Source organism: Paraniabella hibiscisoli (assembly GCF_022512515.1).
In the GTDB taxonomy this organism is placed as follows: domain Bacteria; phylum Bacteroidota; class Bacteroidia; order Chitinophagales; family Chitinophagaceae; genus Niabella; species Niabella hibiscisoli.
Genome location: NZ_JAKWBK010000003.1, coordinates 487,134 through 503,082 on the forward strand (window position 1 = coordinate 487,134; position 15,949 = coordinate 503,082).

At 41.9% G+C, this 15,949-nt stretch carries 21 protein-coding genes; 7 read left to right on the top strand and 14 right to left on the bottom strand.

Features of this window, described 5'->3' with window-relative positions; translation table 11 throughout:
* Positions 1-78: 78 nt before the first annotated feature.
* The 3 genes from rsmG (at position 79) to yiaA (ending at position 1,846) form a co-directional block, all read left to right on the top strand.
* Complete coding sequence (rsmG, locus tag MKP07_RS33870; protein WP_240852466.1) at positions 79-717, top strand: 16S rRNA (guanine(527)-N(7))-methyltransferase RsmG; 639 nt, start codon at positions 79-81, stop codon at positions 715-717.
* 39 nt (positions 718-756) lie between these two features.
* Positions 757-1,176, top strand: a complete 420-nt coding sequence (locus MKP07_RS33875; RefSeq protein WP_240852467.1) for a Crp/Fnr family transcriptional regulator — start codon at positions 757-759, stop codon at positions 1,174-1,176.
* A gap of 163 nt (positions 1,177-1,339) precedes the next feature.
* Positions 1,340-1,846, top strand: coding sequence for an inner membrane protein YiaA (gene yiaA / locus MKP07_RS33880; protein WP_240852468.1), 507 nt, complete (start codon positions 1,340-1,342; stop codon positions 1,844-1,846).
* 175 nt (positions 1,847-2,021) lie between these two features.
* On the opposite strand, the gene MKP07_RS33885 is transcribed toward yiaA, so the two are convergent.
* From MKP07_RS33885 to MKP07_RS33895, 3 genes are all read right to left on the bottom strand, one after another.
* The gene (locus MKP07_RS33885; protein ID WP_240852469.1) at positions 2,022-2,543 is read right to left on the bottom strand and encodes an amino acid--tRNA ligase-related protein; all 522 of its coding nucleotides are present in this window, start codon (positions 2,541-2,543) and stop codon (positions 2,022-2,024) included.
* Positions 2,495-3,382: an amino acid--tRNA ligase-related protein gene (locus tag MKP07_RS33890; protein WP_240852470.1), complete on the bottom strand. Its 888-nt coding sequence runs from the start codon at positions 3,380-3,382 to the stop codon at positions 2,495-2,497. Before MKP07_RS33890 ends, MKP07_RS33885 begins: the two co-directional genes overlap by 49 nt.
* 102 nt (positions 3,383-3,484) lie before the next feature.
* Positions 3,485-3,850 carry an OB-fold nucleic acid binding domain-containing protein gene (locus MKP07_RS33895; RefSeq protein WP_240852471.1) on the bottom strand — a complete coding sequence of 122 codons (366 nt, stop codon included), beginning with the start codon at positions 3,848-3,850 and terminating at the stop codon, positions 3,485-3,487.
* 344 nt (positions 3,851-4,194) lie between these two features.
* Here MKP07_RS33895 and MKP07_RS33900 point away from each other — a divergent pair, with 344 nt between their 5' ends.
* The 3 genes from MKP07_RS33900 to MKP07_RS33910 all read left to right on the top strand — a co-directional run bounded on the left by MKP07_RS33900 (position 4,195) and on the right by MKP07_RS33910 (position 5,571).
* Positions 4,195-4,602, top strand: coding sequence for a M15 family metallopeptidase (locus tag MKP07_RS33900; protein WP_240852472.1), 408 nt, complete (start codon positions 4,195-4,197; stop codon positions 4,600-4,602).
* Positions 4,603-4,759: 157 nt separating this feature from the next.
* Positions 4,760-5,086: a hypothetical protein gene (locus tag MKP07_RS33905; RefSeq protein WP_240852473.1), complete on the top strand. Its 327-nt coding sequence runs from the start codon at positions 4,760-4,762 to the stop codon at positions 5,084-5,086.
* Positions 4,993-5,571 (top strand): caspase family protein, encoded by a 579-nt coding sequence (locus MKP07_RS33910; protein WP_240852767.1) that lies wholly within the window; start codon positions 4,993-4,995, stop codon positions 5,569-5,571. Before MKP07_RS33905 ends, MKP07_RS33910 begins: the two co-directional genes overlap by 94 nt.
* A 64-nt stretch (positions 5,572-5,635) precedes the next feature.
* On the opposite strand, the gene MKP07_RS33915 is transcribed toward MKP07_RS33910, so the two are convergent.
* From MKP07_RS33915 to MKP07_RS41715, 6 genes are all read right to left on the bottom strand, one after another.
* Positions 5,636-6,037: a hypothetical protein gene (locus MKP07_RS33915; RefSeq protein WP_240852474.1), complete on the bottom strand. Its 402-nt coding sequence runs from the start codon at positions 6,035-6,037 to the stop codon at positions 5,636-5,638.
* Entirely contained in the window at positions 6,034-6,288 is a 255-nt protein-coding gene (locus MKP07_RS33920) for a TIR domain-containing protein (protein ID WP_240852475.1), read from the bottom strand. The genes MKP07_RS33915 and MKP07_RS33920 overlap by 4 nt, the downstream gene beginning before the upstream one ends.
* A 163-nt stretch (positions 6,289-6,451) precedes the next feature.
* Positions 6,452-8,584: an nSTAND1 domain-containing NTPase gene (locus MKP07_RS33925; RefSeq protein ID WP_240852476.1), complete on the bottom strand. Its 2,133-nt coding sequence runs from the start codon at positions 8,582-8,584 to the stop codon at positions 6,452-6,454.
* A gap of 34 nt (positions 8,585-8,618) precedes the next feature.
* Positions 8,619-8,843 carry a hypothetical protein gene (locus MKP07_RS33930; protein WP_240852477.1) on the bottom strand — a complete coding sequence of 75 codons (225 nt, stop codon included), beginning with the start codon at positions 8,841-8,843 and terminating at the stop codon, positions 8,619-8,621.
* Between the two features lie 49 nt (positions 8,844-8,892).
* Positions 8,893-10,026, bottom strand: a complete 1,134-nt coding sequence (locus MKP07_RS33935) for a hypothetical protein (RefSeq protein ID WP_240852478.1) — start codon at positions 10,024-10,026, stop codon at positions 8,893-8,895.
* Between the two features lie 30 nt (positions 10,027-10,056).
* Positions 10,057-10,872 (bottom strand): c-type cytochrome, encoded by an 816-nt coding sequence (locus tag MKP07_RS41715; protein ID WP_240852479.1) that lies wholly within the window; start codon positions 10,870-10,872, stop codon positions 10,057-10,059.
* A 357-nt stretch (positions 10,873-11,229) separates the two neighbouring features.
* On the opposite strand from MKP07_RS41715, the gene MKP07_RS33945 reads away from it, so the two are divergent.
* A complete protein-coding gene (locus MKP07_RS33945; protein ID WP_240852480.1) occupies positions 11,230-12,309 on the top strand; it encodes a DUF2157 domain-containing protein in 1,080 nt (359 codons plus the stop codon).
* Positions 12,310-12,475: 166 nt separating this feature from the next.
* On the opposite strand, the gene MKP07_RS33950 is transcribed toward MKP07_RS33945, so the two are convergent.
* From MKP07_RS33950 to MKP07_RS33970, 5 genes are all read right to left on the bottom strand, one after another.
* Positions 12,476-13,096, bottom strand: coding sequence for a hypothetical protein (locus MKP07_RS33950; protein ID WP_240852481.1), 621 nt, complete (start codon positions 13,094-13,096; stop codon positions 12,476-12,478).
* Positions 13,097-13,238: 142 nt separating this feature from the next.
* On the bottom strand, positions 13,239-13,469 hold the full coding sequence (locus MKP07_RS33955; RefSeq protein ID WP_240852482.1) for a hypothetical protein: 231 nt from the start codon (positions 13,467-13,469) through the stop codon (positions 13,239-13,241).
* Complete coding sequence (locus MKP07_RS33960) at positions 13,459-14,181, bottom strand: glycosyltransferase family 2 protein (RefSeq protein WP_240852483.1); 723 nt, start codon at positions 14,179-14,181, stop codon at positions 13,459-13,461. Before MKP07_RS33960 ends, MKP07_RS33955 begins: the two co-directional genes overlap by 11 nt.
* Complete coding sequence (locus tag MKP07_RS33965; protein WP_240852484.1) at positions 14,181-14,672, bottom strand: DUF4199 family protein; 492 nt, start codon at positions 14,670-14,672, stop codon at positions 14,181-14,183. Before MKP07_RS33965 ends, MKP07_RS33960 begins: the two co-directional genes overlap by 1 nt.
* A gap of 3 nt (positions 14,673-14,675) precedes the next feature.
* Positions 14,676-15,941: a dihydroorotase gene (locus tag MKP07_RS33970; protein WP_240852485.1), complete on the bottom strand. Its 1,266-nt coding sequence runs from the start codon at positions 15,939-15,941 to the stop codon at positions 14,676-14,678.
* Positions 15,942-15,949: the final 8 nt, after the last annotated feature.

Below are 15,949 nucleotides of genomic sequence, written 5' to 3' on the forward strand. Positions count from 1 at the left end.
TTTCGACATGCAACATACTACCGCGATTAAATACCAAAGAATAAGGCTGCATAATTATTTTTATGTACGTTTGTTTACATGGAAATTGTGCTCAAATATTTTTCTGATTTTACCGAAACCCAGTTAAAGCAAGTAGAGTCGTTAAAAGCCTTATACACCGACTGGAATGAGAAGATCAATGTAATCAGCCGTAAAGACATCGACAGTCTTTATGAGAAGCATGTGCTGCACTCCCTGGCTATTGCTGCGGCATTTAGTTTTGATGATGGAGCGAAAATTGTTGATCTCGGCTGCGGTGGCGGATTTCCAGGCATACCACTGGCTATATTGTTCCCTGGCGTGCAATTTCACATGGTAGATAGCATTGCCAAAAAATTAAAAGTGGTAGAAGGCGTGGCCGAAGCCATAGGATTAACCAATGTATCTGTTCAACACTCCCGCGTAGAAGATATCAAAGATAAAAAATTCGACTATGTTGTTTCAAGAGCAGTAGCTCCGCTGCAAGACCTTTGGAATTGGGGTAAACCGCTTATTCAAAAAAGCAATACCCAAACCCGCAGTGCAGATGCGCCTGCACCCGGACTTATTTGTTTGAAAGGTGGCGACCTGGCCAAAGAAATACAGGAAAGCGGTACCAAGCCTTATGTAACGGCGATCAAAGACATTTTTGCGGAGCCGTTTTTTGAAGAAAAGTATATTCTTTATGTGCCTAAGTGATCATAGTTCATAGTTAATTGTTCGTAGATACATAAACCAATGGAGCAACTGATTCAACATCTGAAGAGCTATTACCCTTTAAGTGCCGAGGCAAGCCAGGCACTTGGCAGTTGCCTGGAAGAAAAATGTTTTGCTAAAAATGATTATCTCATCAAGGCCGGCCGCGTGTGCAGGTATTTTTACTTTATGGAAACCGGCGCCCTGCGTGGATTCTATCATTTGAACGGCAAAGAGATCACCCACTGGTTTGGTTTCGAAAATACTTTTATCACCTCCTTCCATAGTTATATAACCGAGCAACCGGCAGTTGAAAATATCCAGTTTATGGAGGGCAGCATTATGTGGGCCATATCGAAAAAGACCTCACCGGCTTATTTGATCAATACCATGAACTCGAGCGCCTGGTACGTATTATTATTTATGAAAACTACTATATACGACTGGAGGAACGCTATGTAAACGCCCAGTTTAAAACTGCCGCAGAATTGTACAGCGACCTGATGGAAAAGTCGCCCCATATATTAGAACGTGTACCATTGGGTTATGTATCTTCTTACTTAGGCATGACGCAGGAAACATTGAGCCGCATTCGCAAATTGCATTAACAATCTCCTTTTATTTTTTGACAAATATCAAATCAGGAGCCATCCTGCAGCCTTTAGCTTTGTTTCAACAAATCAAAAAAATGGAAACAAAGTATTATCAAAAACCTTCCGGCGCTTTTATCGGCGCTTCGTGGATGGCGCTTCTTATTGGCTTTACCGCTTATATCATTGGCTTATGGAATGCAGAAATGCAGCTGAATGAAAAAGGTTATTATTTTACCGTTTTAATGTTCGGGCTTTTTGCTGCCATCTCCCTGCAAAAAGCGGTACGCGACCAGCTGGAAGGCATTCCTGTAACCAATCTATACTACAGCATCGCCTGGTTTGCCACTATATTATCCATTGTGTTAATTACTGTAGGGCTTTGGAATGCCGATATTACCCGCAGTGAAAAAGGCTTTTATGCCATGTCTTTTATACTAAGCATATTTGCAGCTATTGCGGTGCAGAAGAACACCAGGGACTCAAGGGCATCAGAAAACAAGTCAGACAACTACCAGAACAACGAACATCAGCCTTTCTAATTCTGACAATCAAACAACACATGCTTGCCGAAAGATCAACATGATATTAAACCGGGCCGTTGCCAACCTTTAATGTACACATGTATGCCCCAATGTTTCTTCTATTACATTCCCTTTAATAAAAAATGCCCTTTGCTGAATTATTGCAAAGGGCTTACTAAAAAATGTACTGCTGTTATTTAGTCGGCAAATCCAGTTTGATCTGCAATTCGGTAAACTGTTTGGCATCTATAGCTGAAGGAGCATCAATCATCACATCGCGGCCACTGTTATTTTTGGGGAAGGCAATAAAGTCACGGATACTTTCGCTTCCACCTAAAATAGAACATAGCCTATCGAATCCGAACGCGATACCACCGTGTGGCGGTGCACCATATTCAAATGCGCCTAACAAAAAGCCAAACTTATGTTGCTGCTCTTCGGCATCCATACCCAATGCCTCAAACATTTTCTGCTGTAGCTCTTTTTGATAGATACGGATACTACCTCCACCAATTTCATTTCCGTTTAACACCATATCGTAGGCATTCGCTTTGATATTGGAGTAAGGATGTTTCAGGTATTCTGCGGCATTTTCAATAACCGGGTTGTTATTGATCATGGTATCAATATCTGAAGGTTTGGGAGAAGTAAACGGATGGTGTCTTGCTACCCAACGGTTCTCTTCTTCGGCATATTCAAAAAGCGGGAAGTCCAATACCCACAATAGTTTAAACTCATCATCTTTTCTAAAGCCCAGGCGTTTGCCCATTTCAGGCGAAGCTCGCTGGTAGCTTTACGGGTACGCTCTTCGGCGCCTGCTAATATCAATACCAGGTCACCTGCCTTGGCGCCTGCTGCATCAGCAATAGCTTTCAGCTTCTCTTCACTATAAAACTTATCTACGCTACTTTTATAAGTACCATCGGCGTTGCATTTAATAAACACCAGGCCTTTCATACCTATCTGTGGACGTTTTACCCATTCGGTTAATTCATCGGTTTGCTTACGTGTATATTCGCTGCAACCTGGCACCGCAATAGCAATAACCGTTTCCGCCGCGTCAAACACCTGGAAGTCGGCTCCGTCTACCAATTGTGCATTTTCTTCTTTCTCAGCAAATACATGCTTGGGGTATTTGATATTCAGCAGCTTCATGCCAAAACGAATATCGGGCTTGTCATTACCATACTGCCACATGGCTTCCTGCCAGCTCATACGTTCTACCGCCTCGTTATAATCAATACCTTTTACTGTTTTGAAAATATATTTGATCAGGTTTTCAAACATATTCAGTACATCTTCCTGCTGAACAAAAGCCATCTCACAATCTATCTGGGTAAACTCTGGCTGACGATCCGCACGCAGATCCTCATCTCTGAAGCATTTTACGATCTGGTAATACCTGTCGTAACCACTTACCATCAACAGCTGTTTGAAGGTTTGGGGAGATTGAGGTAAGGCATAAAATTCACCCGGGTTCATACGGCTCGGTACCACGAAATCTCTGGCACCCTCCGGAGTAGATTTGATCAGGAACGGAGTTTCAATATCCATGAAATTTTGCTGGTGCAGGTAATCGCGCGTGCACGGTTTACCGCATAACGTAGTTCCAGGTTTTTTTCACCGCATTACGACGCAGATCAAGGTAACGGTATTTCATGCGCAGATCATCTCCCCATCGGTATCGTCCTGTATAGTAAAAGGTGGTGTAACGCTTTTATTCAGAATGGTAAAGCTTTCTACCAGCAGCTCTACATCACCTGTAGGAATATTTTTATTCTTATTACTGCGTTCGTTTACTTTACCTGTTGCCTGCAGCACAAATTCACGTCCCAAAGGATTTTCATCCAATTGTGCATTTAATGCTTCAGAAAACAGCAACTGGGTAATACCATACCGGTCTCTCAGGTCAACAAAAGTGATACTTCCGAATTTACGAACAGTTTGTACCCAGCCAGCCAGGGTAACTTCTTGATTTACGTCGGCGGCTCTTAACTCACCACAGGTATGCGTACGAAACATGAAATATTTGCAATTTAGAATTTGAAATGCCCTTTTACGGGCTGCAAATATACCATCCTTAGCGGATTTACAGCCTTCGCCCGGTGTTTTTGGGTTAAGAATACGTAAGCAGCTGTCTATTTTTAACAACTACCCCATTTTAGCGATAGTCCTCATTTGCATTCTCCTGTTTGTTTGAATAACTTGCTGATGCATCTCTACACTCAAAACAACCTAAAAATGTCTAAATCCAAAACACCGGCATTGTCGCCATCATCCATTGATGCAACCATTTCTATCAAAAAATACCTATACTGCCCAAAACCAGGTCTTTAACACCTGGCAATCGTGGAGGTAGAAGGATTATGACCGATAATGAAGTGCTGGCCATTTACGGCACACCCGGCAATACCAACAATTTCACCCAAATCATTTCGCCGTTTCCACTGGTAATTGCGTGGGATAAAAACATATTGGTACAAAAACTTACCTGTCATAAAAAAATTGCCCAGCCTTTAGCCAATGTGTTGAAAGAGTTGCTCTCAACCTACGGTCAACAAAAACTCAGGGAACTGCATATTGATTATTATGGGGGTCTTTACAATCTGAGAAAAATGCGGGGAAGCAGCACCCGGTGGAGCCGCCATTCCTGGGCCATAGCTATTGACCTGGATCCTGACCGTAATTTATTGAGAGAAGACCATACAACGGCTCGCTTTGCCCGACCGGAATACAAACCCATGATCGATATTTTTACCGGAACGGCTTTGTAGGTTACGGGCCTGAAAAAGATTACGACTGGATGCATTTTGAAATCGGTATTTGACACGTGCTTATTCAAACCGGGAAAAATCGACTATATAATCACATCTCTCCCTATTAACTATTCACATTTGTCACTCATTATTCATCATTCATAAATCCTCTGCTATGTCCTACTCTATCTCCCTGCATATTGGTTTAAACAAAATTGATAAAAAACATTACGGAAGCGATTACCCGCTCGCAGGCTGTATTAATGATGCCAAAGACATGCTGGCGATAGCCAAACAAAAACAGTATGATGAATCTTATATACTGATAGATGAAGCGGGCACTTATGATAATATAACCGGCCATCTTACTGCTGCCGCTAAGAAATTAAAAAAGGAGATATCTTCTTTATCACTTACTCGGGACATGGCGCTTATGTACCCGACACCAATAAAGATGAGCTGGATGGGAAAGATGAAACCTGGTGTTTATATGACCGGATGATATTGGACGATGAGCTGGCTCAATACTGGAGCAAATTCAAAACGGGTGTGCGTATTTTCATGATCTCTGACAGTTGCCATAGCGGAACCGTATCAAGAGCCATTAAGAGTGACGGAACCTTGGACGACTCCCTGGAAACCTTGCGAACCAGACTTATCAAGAACGGACCAAAGATCTTCGCCAAACATAAAAGTTTATACAACAATGCATCTTCATCAAATGTAGCTGCGGGAAAAAGCAATATCAAAGCTGCCGTCATTTTACTTTCCGGATGCCAGGATAACCAGACATCACTGGATGGCGACAAAAATGGGCTGTTCACAGAAAAAATGCTGAAGGTATACAAGAAAGGAAAGTTCACAGGCAACTATGCGCAATTACTTAGAGAAGTCTTAAAGCTGATGCCCTCTAATCAAACCCCTAATTACTATTTAAGTGGTGTAAGAAATATACCTTTTGAAAGCAGCCGCCCTTTTGAAAAATAGCTCACCGGCAACTGTAATATTATTGGTTTTGGTTTTGTACACGCGGAGTAAGCCTGTTGAAAGCTTACTCCTTTATTTTTTGAATGATCTTCGGCATATTGGCTTCCAGCTTTTCATTGCTGATATCGATACAGAGACTATTTCTTAAGCGGCCGACAATCTCGCCCAATGAATTGCGTAATTTGATCAGGCGACTGTATTCATCGTTAACATCGAGGCTATCCTCCCCCTTTTTTAGACGCCCCTCAATAAGGGCTGCCAGTGACGTAATTTTTTCATCCAGCTGTAGCTGCGCCTTATCGGTAAAACCGATATCAAAAAAATCAGGCTGAATATAGCAGGGTATAAACTTTTTAGCAACAGGCCCCAATTGCAACCCGAATGTATTCAATGTTTCCATAGCCACCCATGCGGAGAGCAAGCTATTCACGGATACAATAGAAAGTGTTGTTTCTGTATCTCTCACACTTTTTCAATAAACGCCTTAATGTTATCACCCGCTCCCATTGCCTCGCTGTCTATGGTCACTTCCACCCCTGCTTTAACCAGGAGCTCCCTAACACGGCTAGCAGTAGCCACATCTTTATGATTGTAGGAAATAAAAACTCTTTTTTGCTGCTCTTTGACTTCCGACTGCATATTACCCAACAATTCAATCAATGCATAAGCTATTTGATTTCGGGTAAGGTTGGCATTCTCAAAACTCACCATGCCCATGCTTTCTTTTTTGACAGATCGCTTAAACGAGCCGCATGTGTCATCAACTGACCATTGACTTCAGCATCATGTTCGGTAGCAGGTAAAAGTATCGCCAGGGCTGCTTTTAAATTCCCTTGTTTTACGAGATCCCTTGCGCCGTCCAGTTCTTTTTCATTTCTTATTATTTAAAATGATACTGTTCTTCCAGCAGGTAACGAAGCGCTATCAACACTTCTGCTTTTGCAAACCGATCGGTTTTTGCAATTTTGTCGGCATCCAGGTTTTCAACCACCACATCAATCCATTTATTGGCCTTTAATTTTTCAGAAAAACTTCCGCTGTTGTAAGCGTCTGCGGTGGCGATCAATTGCCACGGTATTACCAGGTGGCGCGTAGCATCGGTAAAAGCTACAGCTGTATTTTCTGTTTTAAATCCTTTATCGCTTCGTTCCCGAAGGTTAATATCGACGGAAGCATCAGCTGTCTCAAGACTTTTAAGCCAGTTACGGTTCAGGGTATCGTTACTCCTGCTTAAAATATTCAGCGTATGCAAAGTAAGCCCCGAAAGACTTTTAGATACTGCCAGACTTTCATACTCACCTTCTTTTTGCTCATAATCGCTCCAACGGGAACTGTGCTTATCCGCAATAGTCAGTTGCAACCATTGAACACCACGCCCGATAGCTGAATGGATCTGCCGGGCAAAGCTGCTGTCTTTGATATTGGGTAAGGAATTATACAAAGCTCTTAGTGCATGGGCGGTGGCATAAGTAGCACTGTAATTTTTTACGGCCGGGGGTAATATAAACATAGGCCAGGCGCCGCTGCTGTCCTGTTGAGTCAATAAAAAATGAACTGTGGAGCAGGAAAAGCGATTGGTCAATCCTAAAATGCCATTGGTGCTGATGATCCAGCTGGTAGCCCTTATATCATCAATATCTACCATTTCACGCCAGCAGCAACTGTTTTTATTCAGTGTTTTTTGGGCTTGATTCAAATACTGCTTTTTTATAATTCCATTACCATCAAATCCATCGACCCCGTAAAGGGCTGCCATTAACTGGGAAGCTTCCCAGCTATTAATATCATTGGTTAAATTGATCTGACGGGCACTTTTCATCACCTCATCTTTTAACTTATCGGCAATAAAAGCCAGCTTTTCGGGCTTCCTGATGATGGGTTTTGTATCCTCATCCACGGCTATCCGGTAACTGAAATACAGGGTTTCCCAGTTAAAATAAGCCAGCAGTGACAAAAGCAACACTACCAGCAAAGCCAGTGTAGTGCGACCATAGATGCGTTCACGTTCGATCCGCCTTTTTTCCATAATCAGCTGAGCCATTTTTCGCTCGTTATCTCTTTGCTGTTTTTGCTTTTTTATATTAACAATGGGATCCAGTATGGTATCATGCGCGATCTCGTAACTATAGCCCCCGACAGAATTTTGCTCGCGCCTTATGAGGAAAGCCTGTTCCAGCATATCTAATATTTCGGGCGGAGCACTGATATTAACCAGCTCGCTCAGTAAAACATCTTTATCTACCGGTATTCGACGATACTCATTAGATCCGCCTACTTCATGTATCAGGTTATTCTCCAATAATTGTTGCGCCTTATCTCTTAAGTGCAAGGGTAATTTCTCAATCTGTCTTTTATAATAGTCACCGTACAGGTTATCAAAAGAAGGAAGATCTGAACGGTTTACTTCCAGGTCTTTTTCATGGTGCAGCAATTTCTGCTCAATCTTCACCTCGCAAGCCTGGCAAATGATCTGCAGATGAAAGGGTTCTACACTAACCTCTTGTCCATCAGCAGCAGAAGAAAACTGGGAGAGAATTGCCTGCAGCGCTTCCTCATCGTAAGTAAAAGAATGAGTAGCAAAAGCGGGGCTTTCAATGGCAGCAGGCTTTATAATCGCCTGCCGCGCCTGCTCTACGGACAAGCTGCGAATTTCAAAACGATTTTTGAGTAAATGAGGCAACACATCTGTTAAGGAATGCATACTACTTAAGCGATCAGACCGTATTGAAAATAACACATGTACATCCACAGGCTCCGATAGTATATCATACTCCTCGTGCGTGAGCTGATCAATATGTTCCCTTATCACATTGGGCACTGTTGTATACAATAACTCAGCAAGCTCTTTTTTAAAGCGCTCCTGAACGGAAGGCGGGTTATTAAAAAATTCTTCAAACTGATCAAATATCAGCAGGAATTTGCGAGGTTGGGTTAGCTGTATCTTTTTAAAATGATGCCATAACCTGTAAGGATACACAAACCTGTCTAATACAGGATGGGGATGTTCCGGCACCGCGCTATCTCTTTTAACCTGGATATAATTTTTTCTATGGGGAGGAAACATCGCCCTTTACTTCGCTTAATCTTATTTCAACAGGTGTATAACTATATTTAGGATTATCTGTATCATCGAGCAACGGAACAATGGCCGCATTAATAAGTGAACTTTTACCCCTTCCCGATTTAGCAAAAGCACTACGATCTTTTCGAGCATCAACAGATCGAATAGTTTTTGAGCATCCTGCTCCCTGCCGAAGTAAATATTTTTTCACTCCGCGTAAAAGGCCTTACTCCCGGATAACGGTATAGTTTTTCCATAAATTAACCTTTATCGGGTGGTATACAATCAATCAGTTCCAGTAAAGCCATAGTGATCCTGTTTAGCTCAACATCCAGGTTCATTTTATATTCTGTTCCGTTTTTTACATCCAGGCTGTATTTAGAGTAACGCATCTGGCAGGCGATCAATTGATTTTTCTGATCGTTATCGAAAATATTATTCTCCAGTAGGGTAAAAGCTTTACTAAAATCATTTTGCTTAATATAATCTTTAGCCGCTTCTTTAAACGGCTTGATAATAGTGGCTACTGCTTCATCAATCTGGCGTGAAGCAAAGTACAGCTTATGAATTTCGTTTAGAAATTCAACCGGCGCTCCATAGTATTTTATATTGAACTGCTTTCTGAAGAACGATTCTGAATCGGCATCATCAAAAGAAGATTTAGCTGTATAGTTCTTATCCCTGTTATCAAAATCGTGTGTTTTGGTATTGATATAACGCATCAACAATTGCGTTCTTAATTTCTCCATTCTGAAGCCGATAAAAATATAAGTATCGGCTTCTCTTAATACAGTATTAAAAGCATCCGGCACCTGTTTGGTATTTTCAAACAGCGCTTTTAAATGGGTAAACATATCTTCAAAATCCAGGATAATTGACTCCAATGCTTCCGGCTGAGACGAGCCGAACAGGTTGTACAAAATAGGATTGTCTTTATCCGGCTTGGCCAGCTCTACCGGGCTTTTACTGGCCCTGCCGGTAAAATAATCGAACTGCGGCTTTTTTGATGCGCTCTGGTAGCCAGCCATCAATGTGGTATCAGGGTTCGTATTAATAACCAAAGGAAAAGGCAGCTCGGCAATGCATTTTAAAATGGTAGCATCTGCTTTTATTTTTTCATAAAAAGTACTGGCAAATCGCTGCGCCTTGGTTTTGTGATACTGGCTCTCGAACAAGAAAATCTCGTTATCGGGATTGAAATGAAGAATACCGTTATCCGGCTTATTTTTCAACTCCCCATATAATAATTGCTTCGCGGTCTGTTCATTTTGAACCAGGAAGCCGGGTCCTAAAACCAGGATCGCCTTCTGAGTTTTGATATCGTAATAAATATCATCCCAGTCAATAGAAAACTGTTCGGGTGGTGTTCGTTCAGTATTGAATACTTCGCTCATACTTTGGGGTTTAGAATCGACAGCACATTACTATTCCTTGTATTTATGCTTCTTCATATAATGCAAGTATTGAATAATAGCATCTATATCCAGATCATTAACCTGCCTCATTGCAGGCATGTGCGCATTATACCTGAAACTTTTCGGTTCTTTTACATAATGCCTTATATTGTCATCTGTCCAATACTCTGTTATATTCCTGGGCCAGTTCATTTCAGGTCCCACCTGTCCACCGGTTTTGTTGATGGAATGGCAACTAAAACAATGTTTCCGAAACAAATGATATCCTGCAAACGAAGCCTTATTTTTAGACAAGCCACTAAACAGCATACTGTCTTTTTCAACCAGTTTAATACTGACCAATCCGTAAGGCCAGGGTAATTCACCTGCATGGACACTGTCGGTTGTCCACACTAAGTAATAAGGACTAAAGGCTCCTTCCATTGCTGGAGTCCAGTTCTGCGATGCGGGGGCCGCCAGGTCTTTAAATACAATATATCCATCCTGCCTGCCTGATAGCTCAGTAACATGCCTTACCGGCGCGTACCCATCTTTGCAAACAAACACCATATCAAACTTTCCTGCATCAAGGTTCCGCTGCTTCAATATGCGCTTTAGCTGCACTCCCAGTTGTATCCCCTGGTACTTTTTAATACCCTTTACATTGGGATCGTATGTAATCAAAACTTCTGTCATATCATCGGGCTTTGCAACACTGACAAGAGAATCGACATCTACAACATATTGCTTTGAAACATGTATACGCTCCGCATATTGATCATCCTGCTTTTTAGCAGTACAGGCACACATAAAACTGGTTATAGCTAATAAAATAACGAGTTTCACGTGTATGCTTTTATTTGAGTTGAGCCACATGTTACCTCGCGTAAAGACTTTCCTACAACAGGTATAAATTTCACCCAAAAGTTTTTATGCTACGTTTCATGTGAACAGTTTAAAGTATAATTTGATGTCTTATCCAACGCTATAAATGAAGACCTCTTTTACCTAAACCTAAGTTAGATCATTTTCCAAAGCGACGCAGCCCCTCTGTATCACATAAATAGGGGATAAACCTTCAGGTAACTTTATAGAGCCCAAAGCGGCGTCCATAGCTATGTATTCTAGCGCAGTTTTTATGATAAGTAAGATGATTCATTGTAGTATTTATCACTGTAAAACTGTATTTTGTAGTTACAACTTATGCGTGTTAATAAAAAAGAAGCGAGGTTATTGGAAGAAGCCGTTAATCAATGGCAAAAAGACGATTTGCTGGACCCGTCTAAGGCTGAGCAGCTCAGGAAATCAATTTCTTCTTACCGCAATGAATTCGATTCAGTAGCTTTTTATGCTACCATCGCAGCGGTATCCTGCGCACTGCTGGCGTTCGGCGCTCTCGTACTCGATGAAAAATGGATAGAAAGGCTCCGGAAGCTATTCGCTTTCTCTGAAATATTTATTGGCTTCCTATTTGGTGGCGTGGCCGTATTGCTTACCTGGATCGCCAAAAGAAGAAAAAGAAAATACGCTTATGCATCCCTCGCTAATGAAAGCTTTACCGTTTTAGTAGCATTAACCCTGGGCATATCTGTGGCCTATTTTACCAGGAGCTTTCAGCCTACCTACTATTATTATGGTATTGGCATATTTATCGCAGCGCTATTGTATGGTTCGCTGGCAGTGTATCTCAATTCCAAAATACTATGGACCTGCATGTTGCTGGCGCTCATTAGCAGCTGGGCTACGCAAACCTATGCATGGTCTTCAGCTCCTGCGCATGCTTATTTTATTGGCATGAACTATCCTCTAAGAATGGCCCTCTTTGGTATGTTGATGGTATGCCTGACGCTATTAACTAAACGTCATGCTTCAACCAAAAGATATTTTAACCTTTCCTGGTATGCCAGTTGGATCTTCCTGCTGCTATCGGCGCTGTTTCTGTCCGTATCCGGTAATTTAAGTTATGATGTGTGGTCTGCCATTAAACAGGGGAAGCTATTTATGTGGGCAATAGCCTATACCCTGGTTTTGATTGGCGTTTTGGTTTACGCTATTAAGCAGAAAGATGATACTTTAAGGGATATCGCCATCGTGTTTTTCCTCCTTAATATTTACACCCGCTATTTTGAGTACTTCTGGGACCATACCAATAAGGGATTATTTTTTGCGCTACTGGCGCTCTCGTTCTGGTTAATCGGCAAAAAGCCGAGCAATTGCGCAAACGACTTTCTGAATAAGGCAGATCACATGCCTGTTCTCTTTTTTAAAACCGCAAAGACTTGAATACGCGAAGGATACGCGGAGATTGCTCGATTTTTGATCCAGTAATATAAAATAATATAGCTTACTTAATCACTCTGCGAAGTCTCTGCTTCTCTTTTTCACAGCGGTTAATACTATGCCTATCTAGTCACTTAACCGCAGCGTATACAAAGAGGGAGGGCATAAACTAAAACATAAAACCCAGTCCTACATTGGCCCCAATACTGGTATTTTCTCCAAACCGCTGGGCATTGAAATTAAGGGAGGGTAAAAAGGAAATGGTTTCGCTCAATGGAATACGATAGGCTGCCCCCAGTTTAACTAAAGCGCCGCCATCCAGGTACATTTTATCGAAATCATTTTTGATATTCAGTAAGGGTGCATAACCGACGTCCAATATGAGCATTAAGCTGTTTCTCGTTCCATTAGGATAATACCTGAAATCAGCAAAAATGGGTAAGGCTGTCATGCTATGTCCGTCTTCAAAATATCCGGGTGCAAAACTGCTATCCGGAGTTGCAGCATTACGATGTGCTTTGTAACGGGTAAATTGTACTCCCACACCCAGGCCAATCGATAAATGCGGATTCAGAAAAACGCCATTAATAGTGCTGGCAGCAAACCCCACAGTTTTGATGTATGCATCGCCAAATGCCAGCTCAGACGAATCAACAGATTGAAGATATTGAGGCTCGGCAATATTGGTGATATTGAAGTAGCCTTTTCCTTCTTTGGCCCTCAGTTGGGCCGATACGATATGGCTGCAAAACAAAAGGCAACCTAAAAGTGCAGGTTTAAAGATACTCATGAAGGACAATGGTTTATTGTATTAAGAATCCCTTTAAAGTTATACTATTTCACCGGAATAAAAGACAGGATTTTTTTGCAGCCACAAGTATTTTTACGATCTCCTTCCGGCCGGATAACGTTATATTTTACGATTCCGCCGATCAGCTCAGGCCTGCTTTTTCTTCAACAAGGTAAGCATTACGGCCAGCTGCATTACGGGATACTAATTCGCTCAGGAAACCTGCCAGGAACAGCTGCATTCCAATAATAATCGTCGTTAAAGCAATATAGAAAGTTGGCCGGTTAGTGATAGCATACTCAGGATCAATGACCTTGGATACTATTAAAAACAACGACGTTAAAATGCCTATTAAAAAAAGATCATTCCCCATAAACCAAAAAAGTGCATAGGTTTTTAGAGAACTTCCCTACAAAAGTAATCGACATCAGATCGAGAAAGCCGTTGATGAAACGGTCCCAGCCAAATTTGGTTACACCATATTTACGTTTTCGATGCTCCACCACTTTTTCGCCAATCTTTCTAAACCCGGCCCACTTGGCAATTACCGGTATATAGCGATGCATTTCGCCATACACTTCTATGCTTTTAACTACCTTTTTATTATAAGATTTAAGTCCGCAGTTAAAATCGTGCAGCTTTATTTTAGAAACCTTACTGGTTACCGCGTTAAAAAATTTGGAGGGGATATTTTTGGTCAGCGTGTTATCGTAACGAACTTTCTTCCAGCCACTCACAAGGTCGTATTTATCTTCTACGATCATCCTTCTCAATTCGGGAATCTCATCAGGACTATCCTGCAAGTCTGCATCCATCGTAATGACCACATCTCCCTGCGAAGCCCGGAAAGCCTCGTTTAAGGCAGCAGATTTCCCGTAGTTCCGCTGAAACTTAATGCCTTTAATGCTATCATTTTTGGCACGCAGTTCCTGTATTACGTTCCAGGAACTATCTGTACTACCATCGTCCACAAAAATCACCTCGTAACTGAAGTTGTTATCACGCATTACGCGGTCGATCCATTCGGACAACTCTGGCAAAGATTCTTCCTCATTTAAAAGAGGTATGACAACTGAAATATCCATTACGAGTTTTTGTTGCGCAAATATAGTAATCCTGAGGTGGCGAATGTAACCATAACTCCCACTAACAAATTAGAAAATACAACTCCCGAAACCTGAAAAGGTATATAATATTTCCTGGTTTGTACCGCTTCCTGCTCTATTTCGGCCATGGTCCTGTCCTTCGCGGTTTTTATTCGCTCGGCTTTTGTGGCCTGAATATTTTGTTCCATCAACACAGGATTTATTTTCCAGAAGACAAAACAATAAATGGCAAGTACTAATGTGGCCATCACAAAACAACGAAAACCCTGATTGAAATAGTCTTTAAATCCGCCAGTTTTATTTTTTAATCCAAATGAAACAATACTCCATACAATACCAATTCCATAAATCGCCACTGCGACAAATTTGATTGCGGATAGTTCCCCTCCAGAATCGTCAGTCAACGCCAAAGTTATTCCAACCATTAAAAGTCCTGTAATCAGCCCCTTTATTGTAGATGTTAATTTCAATGATTAATTATTTAATGTAAGCTTGCTTTTATGATAAATACCCAGGGGTTTACCGGTGAACTGTTGCCCGATAAACGGCGTATTCTTGCTTTTAGAGGCAATATCTTTCAACTCCAACACCCATTCCTGCTTAGGCAAAAACAAGGTAACCGATGCTTCATTACCTTCGGCAATAGTGGGTACCGGTATATTTAAAATGCGCCTGGCATTAATAGCCAGTAGCTCCACCCAGCGATCCTGCGAAACCTCCGGCAAATGCGTGTTTGCTGCAGCATAAGTGGTTTGCAGGCTGATCATACCATTTTTGGCATATTCAAACTCTACTACCTTATGATCTGTATCCTGCGGAATATGGTGAGACGCCAGGCAATCAATCAAACCTTCAGTTACTGCTTTTTGTAGTGCCTTCCTGTCTTTTTTACTTCTCAAAGGCGGATTCACCTTCAGGTTAGAATCGTAAGTGGTAATATCTTCATCGCAAAAAACAAGATTATAAGGTGTTACCGAACAGGTCACCGCCACTTTTTTCTGCTTGGCGTCTTTGATCAGTTTCAGGGAACCTTCGGTACTGATGCCAGTTAAATGCAGATTAGACTCCGCATAGGCCGCCAGCTTCACATTAGCAGCTACCGCAATTTCCTCGGCAATTTCAGGACGTCCGGGCAATCCCATTTTTGTAGAAGTGATCCCCTCATTCATCAGCCCGTTAGGACTGATGCTTTTATCATCCGGCACTTGTATCAAAACACCATCAAAAGATTTCACGTACTGAAGTGCTTTAACCAGTATACCGGCAGATTGTAAAGGAGTTTTACCATCGCTAAAAGCTACGGCGCCACTCAGCTTCATATCGTACATTTCTGCCAGGTCCTTTCCCTCCACACCTCGGGTGATGCTGCCCAGTGGATGAATACTTACCGGCAATTGTTTAGCCTTCTGCACTACATATTCTACCACCGACTTTTGATCCAGGGCTGGTTGGGTATTGGGTACTACACAAACATCGGTATAGCCACCTGCTACCGCCGCAGCAGCTCCCGTTTCAAGGGTTTCGCGGAACTCATACCCCGGATCGGCAAAATCGGCAAACAGGTCAATCCATCCTGGTGAAACATGCACACCCGGAGTGTCAATTATTTTAGCACCTTTTGCTACAATATCTTTACCAATTGAGACTATTTTGCCGCTGGCAATATGTATATCAGCAATTTGACCGTTGTGAGGCGATGTGGGGTCTGTAATTCTTGCCTTCTTAATGATAATGTTCATTAAGGTGC